The following is a 20,791-nucleotide window of genomic DNA, read 5'->3' as shown; positions in this document are numbered from 1 at the left end:
CCTGTTCCATGGTGAGGTATCGTCCCTGGGTCGATGTCCCACGAATATCCTTACAGCCGGCTCGCAAGACGCTGTAAGGACAAACATTCCGGTGCGACTACCCTACACCTTGCCCCTGAAGAGGTCTTCCATGATGACAGTCGAGACAACCGTTCGCCCCTACCCTGCCCTGCTCCTGCTGATCGCGGCCAGCTTCGCCACTCCCGCCTGGGGGGTAGATGGCGACGACGCCGACACCCGCAGCGCCGTCTTCGGCGGCGGCTGCTTCTGGTGCGTTGAGCAGGCCTACGACAAGGTCGAGGGCGTCGTGACGACGACCTCCGGCTATTCCGGCGGGCGGGTCGAGGCCCCCAGCTATGAGCAGGTCTCCGCCGGCGACACCGGCCATATCGAGGTAGTGAGGGTCGAGTACGATCCCGACGTGGTCGACTACCGCACCCTGCTGCACGTGTTCTGGCGCAATATCGACCCTTTCGCCGTGGAGCGCCAGTTCTGCGACCAAGGCCGCCCCTACCAGAGCGCGCTCTTCCCGATGGACGCCGAGCAGCGCGCCATGGCCGAGGCCAGCCGCGACGCCGTGGCCGAGCGATTCGACCGCGAGATCGGCACCGAGATCCTCGACTTCGAGGCCTTCTATCCCGCCGAAGACTACCACCAGGACTACTACGAGAAGAACCCGGTGCGCTACAACTTCTACAAGTCGGCCTGCGGTCGTGCCGATCGGCTGGAGGAGATCTGGGGCGATGAAGCCGAGGCACATGGCATGCCCTGAACCTCGGCATCGACGCCGGCCTGGCGGCGCTCGCCGAGGCGCAGCCGCCAAGCCAGCGTCAGGGTGACGATCAGCAACAGGCCACCCCCCAGCAGGGCGCCTGACCAGCCCGCCGCGCGCCAGAACGGCTCGAGCCACAGACCGCCGAGGCTGGCACCAAGATAGTAGAACACCAGATACAGCGCCGAGGCGCTGCCCCTCGCGCGGCGCGCCTGGCGCCCCACCCACCCCGAGGCCATGGAGTGGGCCAGAAAGAAGCCGAAGGCGGCCAGGGTGAGGCCCGCCAGGATGACCGGCAGCGTAGTCACGAGCGTCAGCGACATGCCGACCGCCAGCAGCAGCGTCCCCAGCGCCATGCAGGTCGGCGGCGAGACGCGCCGCGCCAGGCGCCCGGACAGCGAGGAACCCAGCGTGCCGCCCAGGTAGGTCAAGAACAGCAGTCCCAGCCAGCGTGCATCCAGCGAGAAGGGCTCCGCCGCCAGCCGAAAGGTCAAATAGCTGTACAGGTTGATGAACACCAGGAAGTTGAGCCCACCCAGCAGGTAAGCGCTACGCAGCGCCGGCTGACGAAGGTGACCGAAGAGATCCGAGAGCGCCTCGCCGAGCCGAAAGCGGCGTGGCGTGAAGCCCCTTGCCGACGGCAGCAGCCACCAGAAAAGCCCCACGCCGACCAGCGTAAAGCCTCCGACCAACAGGAAGCTCGCCGAGATCCCACCTGCCTCGGCGGCCCAGCCGCCGATCACCCGGCCGGCAATCCCTCCCAGCGTGTTGGCGGCGATGTAGACCCCGACGGCCGACAGCATCGCCGAGCGCTCGAACTCGTCACCCATCCAGGCAATGGCCACCGCCGGCAGGCCACCCAACACGAAGCCCTGCAGCACACGCACCGCCAGCAACACCTCGAAATTGGGCGCCCAGGCCAGGGCCAGCGACAGTCCGCCGGCCGCGAGCAGGGTCACACGCATGATCCCGCCACGGCCAATGGCATCCGACAGCGGGCCGAAGACAAGAAGCGCCGCCGCCAGCGACAGCGTGGCAAGCGACATGACCAGGTTCGCCGCTAGCGTCGAAATGCCATGGGCCTGATGCAACTCAGGCAGCAGCGGCTGCACCACGTAGAGGTTGAGGAACACGAGGAAGGACCCCAGGCACAGCGCCAGGGTGGCGCGCCACCAGGCGCGGCTGTAGGCATCGATCATGGTCATCTCCGGTTTGGCGGACCATGATCAGGGGTTCATAATCATCAGCCAAACAGAAGATAATGATAGTAACCATCGGATGATCTTATGGCCCTTCCTTTCGACCTGCGTAGCCTCAGCGTCTTCCTGGCCGTGGTAGATCACGGCGGCTTCAGCGCCGCCGCTCGCTCACTGCATCTGGCCCAGTCGGCGGTCAGCCAGACCATTGCCAACCTGGAGCATCGCCTGGATCTCGCGCTTTTCCACCGCCACGAACGGCGCATCACCCTGACCACCGAGGGCGAGGCGCTGGTCGGCCACGCGCGCGATCTACTGGCCCGCGCCGACGCCGCTCACCTGGCAATGCGCGAACTCAACGAGCTGGTCAAGGGCGAGCTGCGCATCGGCATTCCCTCGATGCTCGGCTCCTACTATTTCCCGCCGCTGCTGATGGGCTTCAAAGCGCGCCATCCGGGGATCCGACTGACCGTGGTGGAAGCCGGCGCCCGGCGCCTGCAACGCCTGATCGCCGACGGCGAGCTCGATCTGGGGGTAGTGATCGACGACGGCGCCAGCCGCCACTTGACGCGCCAACCGCTGGCCCGCGAGGAAATGGTGGTTTGCGTGCCCCGCGACCACCCCCTCGCCGACCGTTCGGGCATCACGCCCGAGGCCTTCTTCGCCGAACCTCTGGTGGTCTTCCAGGACGGTTACTTCCATCGCGAGTTTATCGACGCCCTGGCTCGCGAGACCAGCGCCGATGCCCAGGTGGCCTTCGAGTCGAACCTGATTCCACTGACCAAGGCCATCGTCCGCCAGGGTTTCGGAATCACCACCTTCCTGCGCCGAGTCGTCGAGGAACCCGAGCTTGCGGCAGTATCCTTCGACCCGCCGGCCTGGCTGTCACTGTCGCTGGCGTGGAAGGAAGGTGCCTACCTGTCACGGGCCGAACGCGCCTTCGTCGACTTCGCCCTGGCCCACCGCTGACACACGGCCGGCCGAGACACCTCAGCCTTCACCGCGATCGAACGGACGATCCTCGATGCGCTGCACCATATGCACGGCATCCAGAGGACGACGGGCCTGCCAGTAGTGGCGGCGCCAGTAGAGGTTGTCCAGGGAGGATAGCTTGACGCCGCGAGACGTCGAGGCATGCAGGAAGCGCCCCTGACCCACATAGATGCCCACGTGACGGTAATAGCCCGGCGGTCGGAAAAACACCAGGTCACCGGGACGCAGGCCATCGCGGCTCACCGCCTCGCCTTCGCGGACCTGCTGGGAAGTCGTGCGCGGCAAGGAAAGCCCGAAGGCCTCGGAGAAGACCCGCTGGACCAGGGCCGAGCAATCGATGCCGCGGCGCGTGGTACCGCCCAGCCGGTAGGGGGTGCCTAGCCAGCGTTGATGCTCGGCGAGCAGGGCCTGCCTCACCTGGGCCGGTGGCGGCTGGCGCAGGCCGCGCATCGCCAGGACGGGGTTGTCGACCGGTGACATCCGCGGCCCGCCGGGCAGCCCTGGCAGATCACGGGCAAAGTAGTCGTCCACGGGGGCCTGATGCCCACCCGAGGCGGCACAGCCGCCCAACAGCAGCAGCGCCAGCCCACCGAACGCAAGACGACTCCACTTCGACATCCCTGTCTCCTCTCTTCTCTTTCTCGTGGCGATGACCCGCGCCGACCGCCATCATAACCAGCGACGCGGCTCAGTGCAGCTGTCGGCCGTCTCCGGGAAGGGTATCCACATGCATCGGTGCCCAGTGCCGCGCCCGCGCCCCGGGAAAATCCAGGCTTGCCCATGGGCCAGCCAGAGGCGGCGCCGCGGACAGCCAGCTCACCAGGGCCTGGCGGAATCCGCTCAGGAAAGCCTCGCGCTCCGGCGTCTCGCCCATGAAGAAGGAGAAGCCGGCATAGAGCCCACGAGCGTACTCTTCCCAGCCGCCATAATGGCGAGCGGCCAGGGCATGCGCGCGCTCGAGGCTCTTGAGGAAGTCACCCTCGCCCAACCACCCTAACTGGCGTCCGGCGATCGCCAGGTCCACCGCCTGAGCCAGATCCCAAGCCGTCAGGTCGAGGTCGTTGCAGCCATCCTCGTCGTCGCGCACGCGCTGCAGGCGCAGCAAGTGGTTGCGCTCTTCCTCGCCACAGTCGTCGGATTCCAGGGTGGCGATCTCCGAGGTCAGGCGCGCAGGATTGAGGGTGTAGGGCGCGTAGTTGATCTGGTACTCCTGACGATCCCCGGCCTCCAGTAGATAGTCCACGAAATCGGCAAGCTCACCGGCACCGTGCAGCCCATAATGGCCATCGACCCACTCGCGGATCGAGCCGCACTCCCGCTCGCTCTCGGGCTGGGGCAAACTCCAGGCCGCGCTGTTGAGCGGCCCCACCAGCGCCATGGCGGTGAAGTGGGACAGGCTCGGCCGTGGTCCGGGTTCCTGCCACTCGCCGCCGCGCCAGTCCAGCCAGTGGAAGAGGCTTCCCGGATCGTCCAGGTGCCAGCGGATCTCGGCGACCAGCGACGGCTGGTCGGGCTCGGGCAGCAGCGTTTCCCACTGCGCCCAAGCCAACAGCAGACGGCGCGGACTGGCGTAGAAACGGCACAGCGAGTCGTGCAGGGCCGTCGCCAGCTCGGCCAGTCGATGCGCATCGAAGAGCTCGCTGTCCATGGCCATCTGCAGATGGAAGGCATACTTCTCGGCCATGTGGATGGTCGCAGCATGGCGGCTGGCCTGGCCCAGGGCATCGCGGCCGGCCACATCGGCACGTGTTGGATGGCCGAACGGGGTCTGGGCCGGTGGCAAGGCCCCGTGGGCGGCATCCGCCGCCAGCTGATTGAGGTGATGCGCCTGCGCCGGCAGCCAGTAGCGAGCCAAGGCCTCGGCCCCTTCGTCGGCGTGCAGATCGAGGGTCTCGGCCAGGTAAGTCCGGGCGTCCTGGCGACGCGCCTCCGGCAGCGCCGGCGCCAGGCCCTGGCGCAGCGACAGCTCGGGCTCGCGCACCGCGGCCAGGGCCAGTACCCAGTGGCGGGGATCACGCCGCCAGTCGCGCATGGCCTGGCGCGAGGTCTCCAGCAGCTCGTCGTCGAGCAGCCCCTGGAGCGGCGTGCGCCAGGGACTGACCGGCGACAACAGCAGCAACGACCAATCGACATCGAAGGCCGGGCGCAGATCGCGAGCCTCGAACAGACTGCGACCGCGCTGATAAGCGCGGGCCAGCGCCACCCAATCGCTGTAGCGATGCAGTATCAGATCGGCGCCGTGAAACGCAAAGTGCTGCGCCTCCGTTTCGCTCAGCCAGCCCATGCAGGCGCCTGCCCAGGCCAGGTCGATCAGCCGCAGCCAGTCCCAGGCGGCCCACTCCAGGGGTTCGCCGCCTTCCACGAAGTCGCACAGCACCCGGCCGGCAGGCTGATCGCGGGGTGGCAGCGCCTCCCACCAGGCACGGCGCTCCTCGGCCGCCGCCGCCAGCAGCCGGCTGGCATCCAGATCCCAGGCCTGGCGATCTCCCTGGGCGCCCAGCCACAGCAATACCCGGATCAGTTCATCGCGACCCTGGACCTGCCAGGCCTCGGCCAGCCATTCCTCCAGCCCCTGCCAGTCGAGCGGCGCGGGGGCGACTTCCAGAATCGGGCTGAACGCCGCGCGCAGCCGCCAGACCCGCTCGATAGCGCCCTCCGGCCACAGCGCGGTCTGCCGCCGGTGCCCGGCCAGCCACTCGCGAAGCATGTCCCAGGTGACCCCTTCGCCCTGATGTTCGAGAGCGGCCAAAGCCTCGCAGGCCTCACTGAAGCCATCGTCACCCCGCACCCAACCCTCGGCGCTGCGCGCCCGGCACAGCGCGCTCAACCAACGGTCCAGGGTGTCGTGATGCGCCCCGATCTCCTCGGCGAACCGCTGGGCCCATCCTCGGGCCCGGGCCGTATCGAGCCATCCCGCAGCCCCGCCCAAGGCGGCAAGCTCCAGGGCCGCCAGCAGCCGCGCCGGATCGGCCTCTCCGCCGGCCCCGAGGGCTTCCAGCAGGCGCCAGCCCAGCTCTCCGCGGTCGACGACACCTAGACTCTCCAGGCGAGCGGTCGCCACCTCGGGCTCCAGCGTCAGGGGATCGGGAGCGAAGGCCCAATCACACAGCACCAGCTGCTGGGCCCACCAGGCATTAAGGGGATCGACCAAGGCTCACCTCGCCATGCATGCAACGGTTCGTCGCGACGTCGAGCGTCGCAGGGAATTTCGGCGACATAGTGTAACGGAAAGCACCGTCCACGCCGATGCTCCGAATCAACCCGAGACGAAAGTCTCCACCGGGGCTTGGCGGAGTGTTTTAAATAATGCACACTCGTCAATCATGATGATCACTTGAGCGAGAGACCCCATGACCGCCGAGACCGACCTGCTGATCGACAAGGCCTATGTGGCCGGCGAGTGGCGCGACGCCGAGCGTCGCTTCCCCGTGACCGACCCTGCCACCGGCGAGACCCTCGCCGAGGTGCCCGACCTGAGTGCCGATGATGCCCGTGAAGCCGTGGCCGCCGCCGAGGCGGCCTGGCCGGCCTGGCGTCGCCAGACCGCCAAGCAGCGCGCCGCCCTGCTGCGCGGCTGGTACGAGCGCATCATGGCCCATCAGGAGGCCCTGGCCCGGCTGATGACACGTGAGCAGGGCAAGCCGCTGGCCGAGTCTCGCGGTGAAGTGGGCTATGGTGCCAGCTTCGTCGAGTACTACGCCGAGGAAGCCAAGCGCGTGGCCGGCGAGACCCTGCCAAGCCACGGCGCCGACAAGCGCATCCTGGTCTTTCGCGAACCGATCGGCGTGGTCGCCGCCATCACCCCCTGGAACTTCCCGCTGGCCATGATCACCCGCAAGTGCGCCCCGGCGCTGGCCGCCGGCTGCCCGGTGGTGATCAAGCCGGCCGAGACCACGCCGCTGACCGCCCTGGCCCTGGCAAAACTGGCCGAAGACGCCGGCTTCCCGGCAGGCGTGATCAACGTGGTGACCGCGTCCCGCCCGGCCGAGATCGGCGAGGTGCTGACCACCGACCCGCGCGTGCGCAAGGTGTCCTTCACCGGCTCCACGCCGGTGGGCAAGCGGCTGCTGGCCCAGTGCGCCGGCACCGTCAAGAAAGCCTCCATGGAGCTCGGCGGCAACGCGCCCTTCATCGTCTTCGATGATGCCGACCTGGACGCGGCCGTGGAAGGGGCGATTGCCTCGAAATTCCGCAACTCCGGCCAGACCTGCGTATGCACCAACCGCCTGCTGGTCCAGGACGGCGTCTATGAGGCCTTCCTCGACAAGCTCGCCGCTCGAGTGGCCGAGCTCAAGGTCGGCAACGGTCTGGAGGACGGCGTCGTCCAGGGTCCGCTGATCAATCCGGCCGCGGTGGACAAGGTCAGCGCCCATATCGGCGACGCCCTCGAGCGCGGCGGCCGACTGGTATGCGGCGGCGAGCCCCACGCCCTGGGCGGCACCTTCTTCCAGCCGACCGTGATCGCCGACGTCACCGACGAGATGCGCGTCGCCACCGAGGAGACCTTCGGGCCGCTGGCGCCGGTGTTCCGCTTCACCGACGACGAGCAGGCAATCGCCATGGCCAATGCCACCGAATTCGGCCTGGCCGCCTACTTCTATGCCCGCGACTACCAGCGCATCTGGCGCGTCATGGAAGGCCTCGAATACGGCATGGTGGCCGTCAACGAGGGGCTGCTCTCCACCGAGCTGGCACCGTTCGGCGGCGTCAAGGAATCCGGCCTGGGACGCGAGGGCTCGCGTCACGGTCTGGACGAATACACTGAACTAAAATACGTCTGTGTCGGCGGGCTCTAAGCCCGGCATCGCTTTCCCACCAGGAGAGGACCCCATGAACAACGCGCAACTCAATGAACTCAAGCAGCGCTACGTCGCCAACGGCGCCGCGAGCCCGGCCACCCAGTTTGCCGACCGCGCCGAGAACGCCCTGATCTGGGACGCCGACGGCAACCGCATCATCGACTTCGCCGGCGGTATCGGCGTGCTCAACATCGGCCACCGCCATCCCAAGGTGGTGCAAGCGGTGAAGGACCAGCTCGACCGCGTCATGCACACCTGCCAGACCGTGATGCCTTATGAAGGCTACGTGAAGGTCGCCGAGAAGCTCAGCCAAGTCACCCCGGTGCGCGGCCACGGCAAGGTGATGCTGGCGAACTCCGGCGCAGAGGCGCTGGAGAACGCCGTCAAAGTGGCCCGCGCCGCCACCGGCCGCGACAACGTGATCTGCTTCACCGGCGGCTACCACGGCCGCACCTTCATGACCATGGCCATGAACGGCAAGGTCGCCCCCTACGCCACCGACTTCGGCAGCATGCCGGGCAACGTCTTCCGCGCCCCCTACCCGGTGCCCTACCACGGGGTCAGCGAGGAAGAGGCGCTGCGTGGCCTGAAGCTGACGCTGAAGACCGACGCCAACCCGAAGAACACCGCGGCCATCGTACTCGAGCCGGTACTCGGCGAAGGCGGGTTCTATGCCGCCTCGCCCAGCTTCCTCAAGGCGGTCCGCGAGCTGTGCGACGAGCACGGCATGCTGATGATCGTCGATGAGGTGCAGTCGGGCTTCGGGCGCACCGGTAAGCTGTTCGCCATCGAGCACAGCGGCGTGGAGCCGGACATCATCACCATGGCCAAGAGCATGGCCGACGGCATGCCGATCTCCGCCGTGGTCGGCACCGACAAGGTGATGGACGCCTCCGGCGGCAACTCGCTGGGCGGCACCTACACCGGCAGCCCGGTCTCCTGTGCGGCCGTACTGGCGGTGCTGGAGGTGTTCGAGGAAGAGAAGATCCTCGACAAGAGCCAGGCCCTCGGCGACAAGTTGGGCAAGCGCTTCGACCAGTGGGAGCAGGCCTTCGACTGCGTGGCGAATGGCCGTCACCTGGGCGCCATGGCCGCCTTCGACGTGGTCTCCGACAAGGCCAACCACACCCCGGACGCCGACCTGGCCGGCGCGCTGTGCAAGAAGGCCCGCGAGAAGGGGCTGATCCTGCTGTCCTGCGGCCTGTGGGGCAACACTATTCGCTTCCTGATGCCGGTCACCATCGAGGACGAGGTGCTCGAGGAAGGCCTGGGCATCATCGAGGAGTGCCTGAAGGAGCTGGTCGGTAGCCAGGCCGCCGCCACCGCCTGATTCCACTCTCTCCGGCGCCCCGAACGCACGCCGCCCGGCCAATGGCCGGGCGGCGTGTTTTTTTATGCGTCATGGCAAGGGCAAAGGGTGAAGATCAATACTGCTCATGCCGTATCCCTGGCGCTACAAGTTTCAGGTGCTACTACATCACACAATGGATCGTGCTGGTGAATGAAGATGCCGATTCGGCCGATATGGACCATATCCTGAAAGAATTAACGATGACGACGTCGCAAGCATCAGCCACATCCAGCTTGGGCCGATTGCTTCCGACAAGTACAGTTAGGGATTCACAATCTGCACATAAGAAAGTTAATGACATGATGAACCTCCTGCATTGGCGGCTGCTCGTGGCCGTCGCCGACGCCGGCAGCGTCTCCAGAGCCGCGGAACGCTACGGCATTACCCAGTCCGGCGCGAGCCAGGCAATTTCACAGATGGAAGAGACCCTCGGCATCAAGGTCTTCGTTAGAGGTCGACGTCAGACCACCGTCACCGCCGTAGGTCAGCAGGTACTGGACAGAGCTCGTCAGATGCTGGCTGAACTCGAGTCGATCCAGAATCTGGCGGATTCCGCCAAGGACTGGGATAAGGGAAGCATCAAGCTGGCAAGCTTCCCTTCGCTTTTCACCTCGATGCTCCAACCGCTCATCAGTTCATTTTGCCGTATGCACCCGGGTATCGAAGTCATCCACCTGAATGGGACCGATCGGGAGGTCGATGAGTGGCTGGCCAATGGCACCATCGACCTTGGCGTGGTCATGAATCCGGCTCCCCACCGCCAGGCGATCCCCTTGGGACGAGATGCTTGGGTAGCGGTGATGCCTTCGTCACACCCCATGGCACGACGCTCATCCTCGCCAGGCGTCACACTTCAGGAACTTGGGGACGAACCCTTTATCGCCGCAACGGGCGGCTGTCACTTGCATGGTCAGGAGGTCGCTTCTCGCCACGGCGTCACGCTCAATAACGTTCGCATTACCGTACAGGACTGGGAGACGGCTTACTCACTGATCAGGGAAGGTATGGGGCTTTCCGTGGTGCCATTATCGACCGTTCCCGATGATATACGTGGCATTCGCGTCATGGAGCTGGCCGATCCTGTTTACCGGGAATTCGGGTTAGTATTGGCGGCCCCCGACAATACACCATTGCCCGTCTCCTCCTTGGTCAACCAGATCCAAAAGTCATTGACCCAAAACCCAAGAAGTCACAAACCGAATTGAAGAAGGCACCAAGCAGCATAGAAAAACACATCATTAGAACCACTTATGCTAGAAGTAGAAATCGTAACTTTACGCCTTCCAAACCTGCCTTGTAGCATCCTTGCCAGGCTTCAAAGCTTAGCAACCCCACGCCTAACGAAACGCTGAACCAAGGAGGCTGCATGAAGTTATATTTCGCCCCCAAAACATGCTCACTTTCCCCTCATATACTGATGCGCGAACTTGGCATTGATTTTCAACTCGTTAGAATCAACAACAAGACCAAGAAGACAGCAGAGGGCGGAAACTTTCTGGAAATCAATCCAAAGGGATATGTTGCCGCTCTAGAGCTGGACAATGGCGAAGTGCTCACCGAAGGCCCTGCTATCGTACAGTATCTGGCCGACTTGGTACCCGCCTCGGGCCTTGCTCCCAAAAACGGCACCTGGGAACGGGTGCGTCTCCAGGAGTGGCTCAACTTCATCACCTCTGAAATCCATGGTGGTTGCAATCCTCTATTCAGTGAAGAGCTCCCCGAAGAGGTGAAAGATATTTTCAAGAAAAAGCTTTTCAAGCGATTTGACTTTATCGTCAACACTCTTGATCATCAGGACTACTTGATGGGGACTTACAGCATCGCCGACCCTTACCTCTACACCGTGCTGAGCTGGATGCCTAATTTTTCGATAGACATCAAGGATTGGCCGACACTCCGTAGCTTCATGCAACGAATGGAAGCTCGCCAAGCCGTGCAAGAGGCCATCAAGGCAGAAGCCGAATCTGATCCCGTTTAGGATTTCCTATTGATGGTCACCTCAAATCAATAGATCCCGCTATATCTGCATCGTGTCCAATGCGCCACATGCCTGTGGCTTATCGTTGATGCCATCATACAACCATACACCGCCCGGCCATTGGCCGGGCGGTGTGTTTTTTGGGATCGTGTCGGCCCCGGCGAGCGCCGAGGGTCAGGCTTTCTTCACCTTGGCGATCACCCACAGCAATACCACGGCGCCCACCACCGCGGTGACCAGCGAGCCGATGAAGCCGCCGGCCTTGAGGCCCAGCAGGCTGAAGAGAAAGCCGCCGACCACCGCGCCGACGACGCCCACCCCGATATTGCCCAGCACGCCAAAGCCGCCGCCGCGCATGATGTTGCCGGCGATCCAGCCCGCCAGCCCGCCGATGATCAACCAGGCAATGATACCCATGACGCACTCCTATTCCGTTTACGGTCGATGGTGAGAACTGCAAGTGCCCGATGTAGCCCGGGCACGATGTCAGAAGGATGACCCGGGGCCTTCCAGGAAGGCTAGCTCCTCCTCGGTCGAAGCCCTTCTCAGCAGGGCGTTGCGATGGGGATAGCGGCCGAAGCGCACCAGGATATCGCGATGCAAGTGCTCGAAACGCAGGTTTTCCTCCAGGCCCGGCCGCGCGAACAGCCTCAGGGCCTCGTCATGGACGGCCAGCGACTCACTGTGCATGTACGGCATGTAGAGGAAGGCTCGCTCGGCGTCGTCGAGCGCATCGTCCAGCCCCGCCAGCACCGCTTCCTGGGCGAGCACCAGCGCCAGGGAGTCGGCGGCGAAGGCCTCGGCGCTGTCGCGGTGGATGTTGCGCGAGAACTGGTCCAGCACGATTATCTCGGCGAGCCGTCCCTTCGCCGAACGCCGCCAGGCCCATAGCTCGCCTCGCCGAGCGGCCTCAAGCATCGCCCCGAAACGGCGGCGGATCTCGTCATCGAGCCCGGCATCCTTGTGGAACCACTGCGCCGGGGTCAGCTCCCCGAACCAGAAGTCGAGGACCGACTGGGCATCCTGGCCAACCATGGCGTCACTGCCTCCCTGTAGTAATGGAGCCAAACGCTGGCCCCGGCTGATAGTCTCCCATCATAGCAGCCTCACCCCGCTTCCTTAACACCGGCCGGAGCCCTTCCCGTCATGACTGCCTATCAACTTCTCCAGATGCTCGGCTACGCCTTCAATATCGCCGGCCTGCTGGTCTGCATCGCCGGTCTGAGCCTGGCACGCAAGCCCCGCCACCGCTGGACGGGGCGACTGCTCGCTGTCCTGGGCTTCGTGATTGCCGCCGCCCCGCTGCTGGCACAGCTGTTCGGCTGGGTGACACCGGTGCCGGCAGGCTCCATACCGCCCGTCTGATGTTAGACGAAAGGCGTATGGCATGACCTCGAGAGTCCCCTAGACTCCCCGCACGCTCGTAAAGTTAGCAAAAAAATCATCGAATCAAGCGATGATCATGCCAGCAAGCGCCACTCGTTAAGGATCTTTCCGATATGCATGCCCTCACCCTCGCCTCCTTCCTGTTCTTCACGGGACTGGTGGCCTTCCTTACCTGGCGGATTACCCGCCGCGACGACCACGCGAGCACCAGCGGCCTGTTCCTGGCCGGGCGCAGCCTGACCTTCCCGCTGATCGCCGGCTCGCTGCTGATGACCAACCTCTCCACCGAGCAGATGGTCGGCCTCAACGGCGCCGCCTTCGCCGACGGCCTCAGCGTGATGGCCTGGGAGGTAGTCGCGGTCATCGCCTTGGTGCTGCTGGCGCTGTTCTTCTTGCCACGCTTCTTGAGAAGCGGCATCGCCACCGTGCCGCAGCTGCTGGAGATCCGCTTCGACAAGGGCACCCAGCGCATCGCCAACGTGATCTTCCTACTCGCCTATGGGGTGATCCTGCTGCCGATCATCCTCTACTCCGGGGCCATGGGCCTGCAGGGCATGCTCGACCTGCACGGCCTGACCGGCATCCAGTCCGACACCGTCCTGCTGTGGCTGACGGTATGGCTGGTGGGCCTGATCGGCGCGGTCTATGCGCTGTTCGGCGGCCTGCGCACCGTGGCGGTGTCCGACACCCTGAACGGCATCGGCCTGCTGGTCGGCGGCTTCGTGATCGTCTACTTCGGGCTGCAGGCCGTCAGCGACGGCAACGGCGTGCTGGCCGGCTGGGAGATTCTCAAGGACAGCCAGCCCGAGCGGCTCAACTCCATGGGCCGCGAGGACCAGCAGGTGCCCTTCGCCACCCTGTTCACCGGCGTGCTGCTGATCAACGTCTTCTACTGGACCACCAACCAGCAGATCATCCAGCGCACCTTCGCTGCCAAGAACCTCGCCGAGGGCCAGAAGGGCGTGCTGCTGACCGGCCTGTTCAAGCTGCTCGGGCCGCTGTACCTGGTGCTGCCCGGCATCATCGCCTATCAGCTCTACGCCGATCAGGGCGTCGAGGCCGACGAAGCCTACGGCCACCTGGTGTTCAACGTGCTGCCGCCCTACCTCACCGGCTTCTTCGCCGCGGTGATGGTCGGCGCCATCCTGTCGTCGTTCAACTCGGCGCTGAACTCCACCACCACCCTGTTCAGCCTCGGCTTCTACAAGGGCGTGCTCAACAAGGACGCCAGCGAGGCCCAGGTGGTACGGGCCAGCAAGATCTTCGGCTGGATCATGGCGCTGATCGCCATGACCATCGCCCCGCTGCTGGCCGGGCAGGAGAGCCTGTTCGGCTACCTGCAGAAGATGAACGCCATCTACTTCATCCCGCTGCTGGCGGTGGTGCTGGTCGGGCTGCTGACCAAGCGGGTGCCGGCCATGGCCGCCAAGATCGCCTTGGTGGGCGGCTGCCTGCTGATCTTCGCCGGCTACTTCATTCCGCCCTTCGACCGGCTGCCGCAGGTGATGCACGAGTTCCACTTCGTGGCCTCGGTGTTCGCGCTGCTGGTGGTGGCGATGCTGGTGATCGGCAAGCTGCGCCCGCGGGCCGAGGCCTGGGTCCACGAGGACAGCGGCGCCATCGACCTGACGCCGTGGAAGGGCGCGGTACCCGCGGGCATCGTGCTGGTGATCCTGGTGATCGCCATCTACGCGGCCTTCGCCGGCTGACGCCGGCCCGCCCCTCGCCCCCCTGGACGCCCCGCTCACCGCGGGGCGTCGTCGTCTGGGCACCGCATGTCCTTATCGGTGGGACATTGGTCATTGTGGACATCGCGCCTTGAGGCCAGACTCGAGGACATCGTTCACACTGGGAGCCCCCGGATGGCCGCCTCGTCCTCCCTCACCTCGCCCACCGCCACCTCGACGCGCCGCATCGCGCTGATCGCCTATCCTGACTGCCAGGCGCTCGACGTCTGCGGCCCCTGGCAAGTGTTTGCCAGCGCCAACGACTGCGCCGGCCACCGGCTCTACGATCTGGCGCTGGTCGCCCGCGCCCCCGGCCCCCTGACCACCAACGGCGGCCTGGCGATGCTGGCCGACCTCGACTGGGCGGGACTGGCGGCACGTGGCGCGCCGGACACCCTGCTGGTGGCCGGCGGCAGCGGGGTCTTCGCCGAATGCCGGGCCGGCCACCATCTCGACGAGCTGCGCGAGATGGCCCCGCGGGTCAGACGCCTCGGCGCCATCTGCACGGGCGCCTTCCTGCTGGCCCAGGCCGGGCTGCTCGACGGTCGCCGCGCCACCACCCACTGGCGCCATGCCGACGCACTGACACAGGCTCATCCACGGGTGCGCGTCGAGCCCGATGCCCTCTACGTCAACGATCGCGGCCGCTACACCAGCGCCGGGGTGACCGCCGGCATCGACCTGGCGCTGTCACTGGTTGCGGCCGACCACGGCGATACCCTGGCCGGCCAGGTGGCCCGCGAACTGGTGATGTTCCTGCACCGGCCGGGCGGCCAGTCCCAGTTCAGCGAGGCACTACGCCACCAGCAGCGCACCGCCGGCCCACTGCGCGAGCTGCTGGATCAGTTGCACGCCGACCCCGCCGGCGACCACCGCCTGGAGAGCATGGCAACGCGCATGGCGGTCACCCCGCGCCATCTATCGCGGCTGTTTCGACGCCATCTCGATACCACGCCCGGCGCCTACCTGACGCAGCTGCGTCTGGAGGGCGCCCGACGACAGCTGCTCGCGACCTATCCCGCGCCGCCGCTCGCGCGCCTCGCCGACCAGTGGCGGCTGGGCGGCGCCGAGCAGCTGCGGCGCCTGTTCCATCGCCGTTACGGCGTGCCGCCGTCGGTCTATCATGAGCGCTTCGGCGCTCGGCCCTCCCACCACAAGGACATACTCCCATGCCATTGACGGTTTCCCTGCTCTCGCTGTGCCAGGCCCTGCTGGTCAGCGGCAACATCCTGCTGATTGCCGTAGCCCCGCTGATTGGTGCACAGCTCGCGCCGGCGCCCGCCTGGTCCACCACCCCCGTCGCCACCCAGTGGCTGGGGCTGATGTGCGCCACCATCCCGGCCTCGCTGATCATGGCCCGCCTCGGCCGACGCCGCGGCTTCGTGCTCGGCAACCTGCTGGGGCTGGGCGGGACCGCGCTGGCCGTGTTCGCCCTGCATATCCAGAGCTTCGCCACCTTCCTGCTCGCCACCTGGCTGATCGGCATCGGCATCGGCTTCGGGCAGCTGTATCGCTTCGCCGCGGTGGAGGCAGCCCCCGAGGGCGGACGCGACCGGGCTATCGGCCTGGTGATGGGCGGCGGCGTTCTGGCCGCCTTCTTCGGCCCCTGGCTGGCGCGTCACAGCCACGCCCTCGCCGACACCCCTTACCTGGGCAGTTTCCTGGGGCTCGGCGTCCTCTATCTGGCGGCCCTGGCGCTGTTGGCCTTCGTGCGCATGCCCGAGCCGGCTGCCGATACCGTCGACGGCGATCAGCGCCCGCTGGCCGAGATCGTTCGCCAGCCGGTATTCCTGCTGGCAGTGGTCAGCGCCATGGTCGGCTACGGGGTGATGAACCTGGCCATGACCGCCACGCCCCTGGCGATGGCCGAGGTCGGCCATGGCTTCGACCATGTGGCGGCGACCATCCAGTGGCACGTGGTGGCGATGTTCCTGCCCTCCTTCGTGACCGGACGACTGACCGCCCGCTTCGGTGCCTCAAGAATGATCGCCACCGGCTGCCTGTTGCTGGTCGCCAGTGCCCTGACCGCCCAGTTCGACGCCGGGATCGCCGGTTTCCATACCGGGCTGGTGCTGCTCGGGGTGGGCTGGAACTTCGCCTTCCTTCCGGCCACTGGCCTGCTCACCGAGGCCCACCGCCCCGCCGAGAAGGCCCGCACCCAGGCGGCCAACGAATTCATGGTGTTCTCCACCGCGGCGCTGACGGCCCTGCTCGCCGGCCCTGCCATGACCCTGCTCGGCTGGTCGATGCTCAACGCGCTGCTGATTCCCCTGTGCCTGCTGCCGCTGGCGCTGCTGGGCCTGCGACACCTTGCCTTCCGCGCTCGCCGCCCACAGATTAGAGGCTGACACGGATGCCGAGCGACGCTACGAATGCCCCGGGACCTGACACGCGATTTCCATGACCTACTAGAACGCGGACGCGACCGCCAGCTTCGGCTGGCGGTCACCGGCCTGTCGCGGGCCGGCAAGACCGCCTTTCTCACGTCGCTGGTCGACCAGCTGCGCCATGCCGGGCTCGAGGCCCGCCTCGACCTGCTGCCGGCGGCCCGGGAGGGGCGCCTGCTGGGGGCCCGCCGGGTCGAGCAGCAGGACCTCGGCGTACCGCGCTTTCCCTTCGATCGCGCCCTGGCCGCCCTCGACGATACCCCGCCACGCTGGCCAGAACCGACTCGCGGCATCAGCGAACTGCGCCTGTCGATCCGCTACCGGCCACGCCGCCCTGGCTGGGTCGGCGGTGACACCCGCCGGCTGACCCTGGACCTGTTCGATTATCCCGGCGAGTGGCTACTCGACCTGCCACTGCTCGAGCACGACTTCGCCAGCTGGTGCCGCGCCCAGCGCTTCGACGGTGAGCGCGCCACGCTGTTTGCCGACTGGCAACGCGAGGTGGCGGACCTGGACCCGGCCCAGGAAGTCGAGGAAAGCCGCCTGGCCGAGATCGCCGAACGCTACGCCGAGGGGCTAAGGTCGGCCCGCGAGGCCGGCTTCTCGGACCTGCAGCCGGGACGCTTCCTGTTGCCCGGCGAGCTCGAGGGCGCTCCGGTGCTGCAGTTCTTTCCCCTGCCGGAGCTCGATGCAGCAGATCCCGCGGACCTCGAGCGACTGCCCCCGGAGAGCCTCTACGCCACCCTGGCGCGGCGCTTTCGCCACTATCAGCAGCACATCGTCAAACCCTTCTACCGCGAGCACTTCCGCCGCTTCGATCGCCAGATCGTGCTGGTCGACGTGCTGGGAGCATTGAACGCCGGCCCGGAACGCTTCGAGGACTTGTCCCGGGCGCTGTCGCGGCTGATGCAAAGCTTCGACTACGGCCGACGCAGCCTGCTGTCGCGGCTCTTCGCCCCACGCATCGACCGATTGGCCATTGCCGCTACCAAGGCTGACCACGTCACCCCCGAGCAGCACGCCCGGCTCTCCGGCCTGCTGGAGGCACTGCTCGCCGAGCCGCTCAAGGACCTGCGCTTCGCCGACGTACCGGTGCGCGCCCTGAGCCTGGCGTCCATCCGCGCCACCGAACCGCGCGAGGTCGACCACCGCGGCCAGCGCCAGCCGGCCCTGCGCGGCGTCACCCTCGAGGGCGAGGAGGCGCTGCTGTTCCCCGGCGAGGTGCCGGAACGACTCCCCGACGCCGACTTCTGGCACCGCCAGGGATTTGCCTTCACCGCCTTCCGTCCCCTGCCCCGGGACGTCGGCGCCCTGCCGCATATCCGCCTCGACGCCGCCCTGGACTGGCTGATCGGAGACAAGCTGACATGACCGCACCCCGCGAATCCGACCCCCGCCCCGGCCAGCGTTTCTCGCTGGACACGGCCCCTTCTCCCGACCAGGCTCCCGACGCGCCGCCGGCCCCTGGCCGACGCTACGATCCAGCCCAGACTCATCATCCACCGGCGACCACGGAGCCCGATAACGACGCCGGCGAAGCCGCCATCACGGCGGGCCTGGCGCCGCCGCGGCGCCGCCGCTGGGGGCTGTTCGGCCTGCTGGCCGCGGGGCTTGGTCTGGGCGCCGGCGAGCTCGCCCAGTCGCTGCCGGCGTCGCTGGCCGGAGGCGACTGGCTCGGTCTGGGTTGGGCCTTGCTGGGGATAGGCGCCATCGGCCTGGGCGGTGGCGCGCTGGCTCGGGAAGCGTGGCGCCTGCGTCGCCTGCGCGGCCACGAACGGCTGCGCGAGTCGCTTTCGGCACTGCCCGAGGCCACGCCGCGCCAGGCTCGGGCCACCGCCGAGACCCTGCGCCGCCGCCTGGCGCTGGACGATGATCATCCCCACTGGCGAGCTTTCCTCGCGGCGCGCGAGCCCCATCATGACGGTCGCGAGACCCAGGCTCTGCTGGCCCATCACCTGCTCGCCCCGCGGGATCGCGAGGCGAGCCGGCTGATCTCGCGGATGAGCGGCGAGACGGCGGTGATGGTGGCGCTGAGCCCGCTGACGTTGGTCGATATGGCGCTGGTGGCCTGGCGCCACCTGGCATTGATCGACCGACTGTGCCGGCTCTATGGCCTGGAGCTGGGCTATGCGGCAAGGCTCAGCCTGTTTCGCCGCGTGCTGCGCGACATGGCCTTCGCCGGGGCAAGCGAGATGGCCAGCGAAGCCGGCATGGAGTGGCTGTCGCTGAACCTGGCCGGGCGCCTCTCTGCGCGTGCCGGCCAGGGGCTCGGGGTAGGTCTGCTGGGAGCGCGGCTGGGGCTGCGCGCCCAGCGCCTGACCCGACCGCTGGCCTTCGACGAGGCCGAACGCCCGCGCATCGCCGACCTGCGCCGCGAGCTGTGGAGCCGACTGCGGCACCTGGAGCGCCGCCAGGATGACGGCGAGACCTGACGAGGATCAGCCCACAGCGTCGACAGGACGTCTAGGCTGTAAGGGTGTGACCCGGCCAAGCCAAGGAGATCTTCCCATGTTCCAATCCATTCTCGTGCCTATCGACGGTTCCGAGCATTCGCGCGTTGCGCTGTGCGTGGCCTGCAAGCTGGCCCGCCAGGAGGACGGTCGCATCGTCCTGCTGCATATTCCCGAAGCGCTGCCCCACGAACCCCTGCTGGTATGGGGCGCCGGCGCGGTCCCGCTGGGGGCCACTCTCGAGAAGCGCGAGCAGGTCGGCCGCGAGCTGCTGGACCATGCCATCGAGGAAGCCAAAGCTCTGGGCGTCGAGCAGGTCACGCCCGTGCTCACCGAGGGCGATCCCAGCCAGGCGATCCTGGCGGCAGCAGACGAGCATGGCATCGAAACCATCGTCATGGGCAGCCGCGGCCTCGGCGACCTCAAGGGGTTGGTGGTGGGCAGCGTGTCGCACAAGGTCAGCCACAGCGCCGAGTGCCGGGTGATCACCGTCCGCTGACCGACGGAGCCCCCATCTGCGCACGCCCCAGCGGCGTCAGCAGCGCCGGCCCGCCGCGTGAGGCAAAATCCACCTCGAAATCGTCCGCGGCAAAGTCCGGCGGCGTGCGCCCCGACGCGAAGGCCCGCCACTGCCCTTCCAGGTAAGCGGCATTCTTCTCGCACCAGGGCGCCGCGCCGATGTAGATCACGTTGCTGTCCTCGTGGCCCCGGTGCTCGGGGTCCACCGCGTGCACCACGTCGCAGTGCCACCAGATGGTGTCGCCGGGGGCCAGGTCGGGGATCGGCGTCAGCGCCTCCAGCAACGGCGCATGCCAGTGCGGGTCCACCGACAACGCCCGACCCGGCCGGGCCCCGCACAGATCATCGTCGGACACGTCGTCCTGCAGCGCCCGCAGCAGCAAGTAACTCATCACATCGGCGATCGGGATCAGGTTGAGGGTGCCGGCCCCGCCGCGCTGCGCCGTCAGCGCCGTCCAGCCCTGGAAAGTGCGGAACATCGAGCACACCGCCGGCGATTTCACCTCGCGCACCCGGGTGCGACTGCGCGCGTCGAAGGGATCGAAGCGCTCCGGCCGGCCGTCGAAGACGTGCCGGTAGACGTCGCGGAAGTTGGCCTCCAGCCAGCGTTCCACGGAACCGCCGTCGACGTGGGGCGACAGGCCCAGGCTCGCCGAGCCCGGCGGGCGACGCCGCAGCCGGTCGGCATAGCAGACCAGGCGCCCGGGGTCGAACTCTTCCCCGGCGTCCCACAAGCCATTGAGGAAGCGGCAGGCGGCGGCCAGGCGCGGATCCTGACGCGCCAGCACCTGGGGGCGCGACCAGTAGAGGCCGTAGATTTGCGGCGTGCCCTGATCGAGGCCACCGAAGTAAGGGTCCTCGGCGGCCTCGGCGAGCCTTGCCATGAAGCGGTTGCGCGCCAGGTAGTCGCCGATCTCGGCGTTCCAGGACGCGGCGGTGGCCTCCGGAAACACCCCGTGGATGGCGCAGGCGCCGCGTCGGCGGATCTGCGCCAGGACCGCCTCGTCGACCCGGCCGGCCACCACGTCGTCGGCGTCGAGGCTCGGGATCGCCGAGCGGCCTGCCTCGCGCTCCGCCCGGATCTCGGCCGCCTGGGCGAGAATGGCGGCCTCGGCTCGGGCGAAGGCGCCGCGATAGTCGCCGATCCGGTGGCGAAGCTCACGCTTGGCAGTGGCGATGGTCTCGCCGAGCCGCGCGGGATCGAGGGTAAAGGCTTGCTGTGGCATGACGATC

19 protein-coding genes are annotated in these 20,791 nt (G+C 67.0%); 13 read left to right on the top strand and 6 right to left on the bottom strand.

What is annotated here, in order from left to right; all coding sequences use genetic code 11:
- Positions 1–130: 130 nt before the first annotated feature.
- On the top strand, positions 131–772 hold the full coding sequence (msrA, locus tag ACGTN6_RS00620; protein WP_394589304.1) for a peptide-methionine (S)-S-oxide reductase MsrA: 642 nt from the start codon (positions 131–133) through the stop codon (positions 770–772).
- Here msrA and ACGTN6_RS00615 read toward each other — a convergent pair.
- Positions 694–1,971, bottom strand: a complete 1,278-nt coding sequence (locus ACGTN6_RS00615) for an MFS transporter (protein WP_394589303.1) — start codon at positions 1,969–1,971, stop codon at positions 694–696. The genes msrA and ACGTN6_RS00615 overlap by 79 nt on opposite strands.
- Positions 1,972–2,058: 87 nt before the next feature.
- Between ACGTN6_RS00615 and ACGTN6_RS00610 the strand changes: the two genes are divergently transcribed.
- A complete protein-coding gene (locus ACGTN6_RS00610) occupies positions 2,059–2,937 on the top strand; it encodes a LysR family transcriptional regulator (RefSeq protein ID WP_394589302.1) in 879 nt (292 codons plus the stop codon).
- Between the two features lie 21 nt (positions 2,938–2,958).
- Here ACGTN6_RS00610 and ACGTN6_RS00605 read toward each other — a convergent pair whose 3' ends face one another.
- Together ACGTN6_RS00605 and ACGTN6_RS00600 are read right to left on the bottom strand one after the other, a co-directional pair.
- Positions 2,959–3,579: a C40 family peptidase gene (locus ACGTN6_RS00605; protein WP_394589301.1), complete on the bottom strand. Its 621-nt coding sequence runs from the start codon at positions 3,577–3,579 to the stop codon at positions 2,959–2,961.
- A gap of 70 nt (positions 3,580–3,649) precedes the next feature.
- Positions 3,650–6,112: a DUF1266 domain-containing protein gene (locus tag ACGTN6_RS00600; protein ID WP_394589300.1), complete on the bottom strand. Its 2,463-nt coding sequence runs from the start codon at positions 6,110–6,112 to the stop codon at positions 3,650–3,652.
- A gap of 199 nt (positions 6,113–6,311) precedes the next feature.
- Here ACGTN6_RS00600 and ACGTN6_RS00595 point away from each other — a divergent pair, with 199 nt between their 5' ends.
- From ACGTN6_RS00595 to gstA, 4 genes are all read left to right on the top strand, one after another.
- Entirely contained in the window at positions 6,312–7,757 is a 1,446-nt protein-coding gene (locus ACGTN6_RS00595; RefSeq protein ID WP_394589299.1) for an NAD-dependent succinate-semialdehyde dehydrogenase, read from the top strand.
- Positions 7,758–7,791: 34 nt separating this feature from the next.
- A complete protein-coding gene (gene gabT, locus ACGTN6_RS00590) occupies positions 7,792–9,090 on the top strand; it encodes a 4-aminobutyrate--2-oxoglutarate transaminase (protein ID WP_394589298.1) in 1,299 nt (432 codons plus the stop codon).
- 167 nt (positions 9,091–9,257) lie between these two features.
- On the top strand, positions 9,258–10,316 hold the full coding sequence (locus ACGTN6_RS00585; protein ID WP_394589297.1) for a LysR family transcriptional regulator: 1,059 nt from the start codon (positions 9,258–9,260) through the stop codon (positions 10,314–10,316).
- A 161-nt stretch (positions 10,317–10,477) separates the two neighbouring features.
- Positions 10,478–11,089 (top strand): glutathione transferase GstA, encoded by a 612-nt coding sequence (gstA, locus tag ACGTN6_RS00580; RefSeq protein WP_394589296.1) that lies wholly within the window; start codon positions 10,478–10,480, stop codon positions 11,087–11,089.
- Between the two features lie 174 nt (positions 11,090–11,263).
- Here the strand turns inward: gstA and ACGTN6_RS00575 are convergent, their stop codons facing one another.
- Positions 11,264–11,506 carry a GlsB/YeaQ/YmgE family stress response membrane protein gene (locus ACGTN6_RS00575; RefSeq protein ID WP_183386689.1) on the bottom strand — a complete coding sequence of 81 codons (243 nt, stop codon included), beginning with the start codon at positions 11,504–11,506 and terminating at the stop codon, positions 11,264–11,266.
- 69 nt (positions 11,507–11,575) lie between these two features.
- On the bottom strand, positions 11,576–12,124 hold the full coding sequence (locus ACGTN6_RS00570) for a DUF924 family protein (protein WP_394589295.1): 549 nt from the start codon (positions 12,122–12,124) through the stop codon (positions 11,576–11,578).
- Positions 12,125–12,235: 111 nt separating this feature from the next.
- Between ACGTN6_RS00570 and ACGTN6_RS00565 the strand changes: the two genes are divergently transcribed.
- The 7 genes from ACGTN6_RS00565 to ACGTN6_RS00535 all read left to right on the top strand — a co-directional run bounded on the left by ACGTN6_RS00565 (position 12,236) and on the right by ACGTN6_RS00535 (position 19,538).
- Complete coding sequence (locus ACGTN6_RS00565) at positions 12,236–12,454, top strand: hypothetical protein (RefSeq protein ID WP_394589294.1); 219 nt, start codon at positions 12,236–12,238, stop codon at positions 12,452–12,454.
- A gap of 134 nt (positions 12,455–12,588) precedes the next feature.
- Positions 12,589–14,184: a solute:sodium symporter family transporter gene (locus ACGTN6_RS00560; protein ID WP_394589293.1), complete on the top strand. Its 1,596-nt coding sequence runs from the start codon at positions 12,589–12,591 to the stop codon at positions 14,182–14,184.
- Positions 14,185–14,337: 153 nt separating this feature from the next.
- Positions 14,338–15,381 carry a GlxA family transcriptional regulator gene (locus tag ACGTN6_RS00555; protein WP_394589292.1) on the top strand — a complete coding sequence of 348 codons (1,044 nt, stop codon included), beginning with the start codon at positions 14,338–14,340 and terminating at the stop codon, positions 15,379–15,381.
- Positions 15,372–16,550, top strand: coding sequence for an MFS transporter (locus ACGTN6_RS00550; RefSeq protein WP_394589291.1), 1,179 nt, complete (start codon positions 15,372–15,374; stop codon positions 16,548–16,550). The genes ACGTN6_RS00555 and ACGTN6_RS00550 overlap by 10 nt, the downstream gene beginning before the upstream one ends.
- Positions 16,551–16,574: 24 nt before the next feature.
- A complete protein-coding gene (locus tag ACGTN6_RS00545) occupies positions 16,575–17,960 on the top strand; it encodes a YcjX family GTP-binding protein (RefSeq protein WP_394589290.1) in 1,386 nt (461 codons plus the stop codon).
- The gene (locus ACGTN6_RS00540; protein ID WP_394589289.1) at positions 17,957–19,021 is read left to right on the top strand and encodes a TIGR01620 family protein; all 1,065 of its coding nucleotides are present in this window, start codon (positions 17,957–17,959) and stop codon (positions 19,019–19,021) included. Before ACGTN6_RS00545 ends, ACGTN6_RS00540 begins: the two co-directional genes overlap by 4 nt.
- Positions 19,022–19,097: 76 nt before the next feature.
- Positions 19,098–19,538 (top strand): universal stress protein, encoded by a 441-nt coding sequence (locus tag ACGTN6_RS00535; RefSeq protein WP_394589288.1) that lies wholly within the window; start codon positions 19,098–19,100, stop codon positions 19,536–19,538.
- Here ACGTN6_RS00535 and ACGTN6_RS00530 read toward each other — a convergent pair.
- Positions 19,525–20,784, bottom strand: coding sequence for a YbiU family protein (locus ACGTN6_RS00530; protein ID WP_394589287.1), 1,260 nt, complete (start codon positions 20,782–20,784; stop codon positions 19,525–19,527). The genes ACGTN6_RS00535 and ACGTN6_RS00530 overlap by 14 nt on opposite strands.
- Positions 20,785–20,791 lie beyond the last annotated feature (7 nt).

The sequence above is a fragment of the Halomonas sp. B23F22_20 genome, from assembly GCF_043496985.1.
GTDB lineage: Bacteria > Pseudomonadota > Gammaproteobacteria > Pseudomonadales > Halomonadaceae > Halomonas.
Note: the sequence above shows the minus strand (reverse complement) of the source record. Positions and strands in the feature narration are given on the sequence as shown.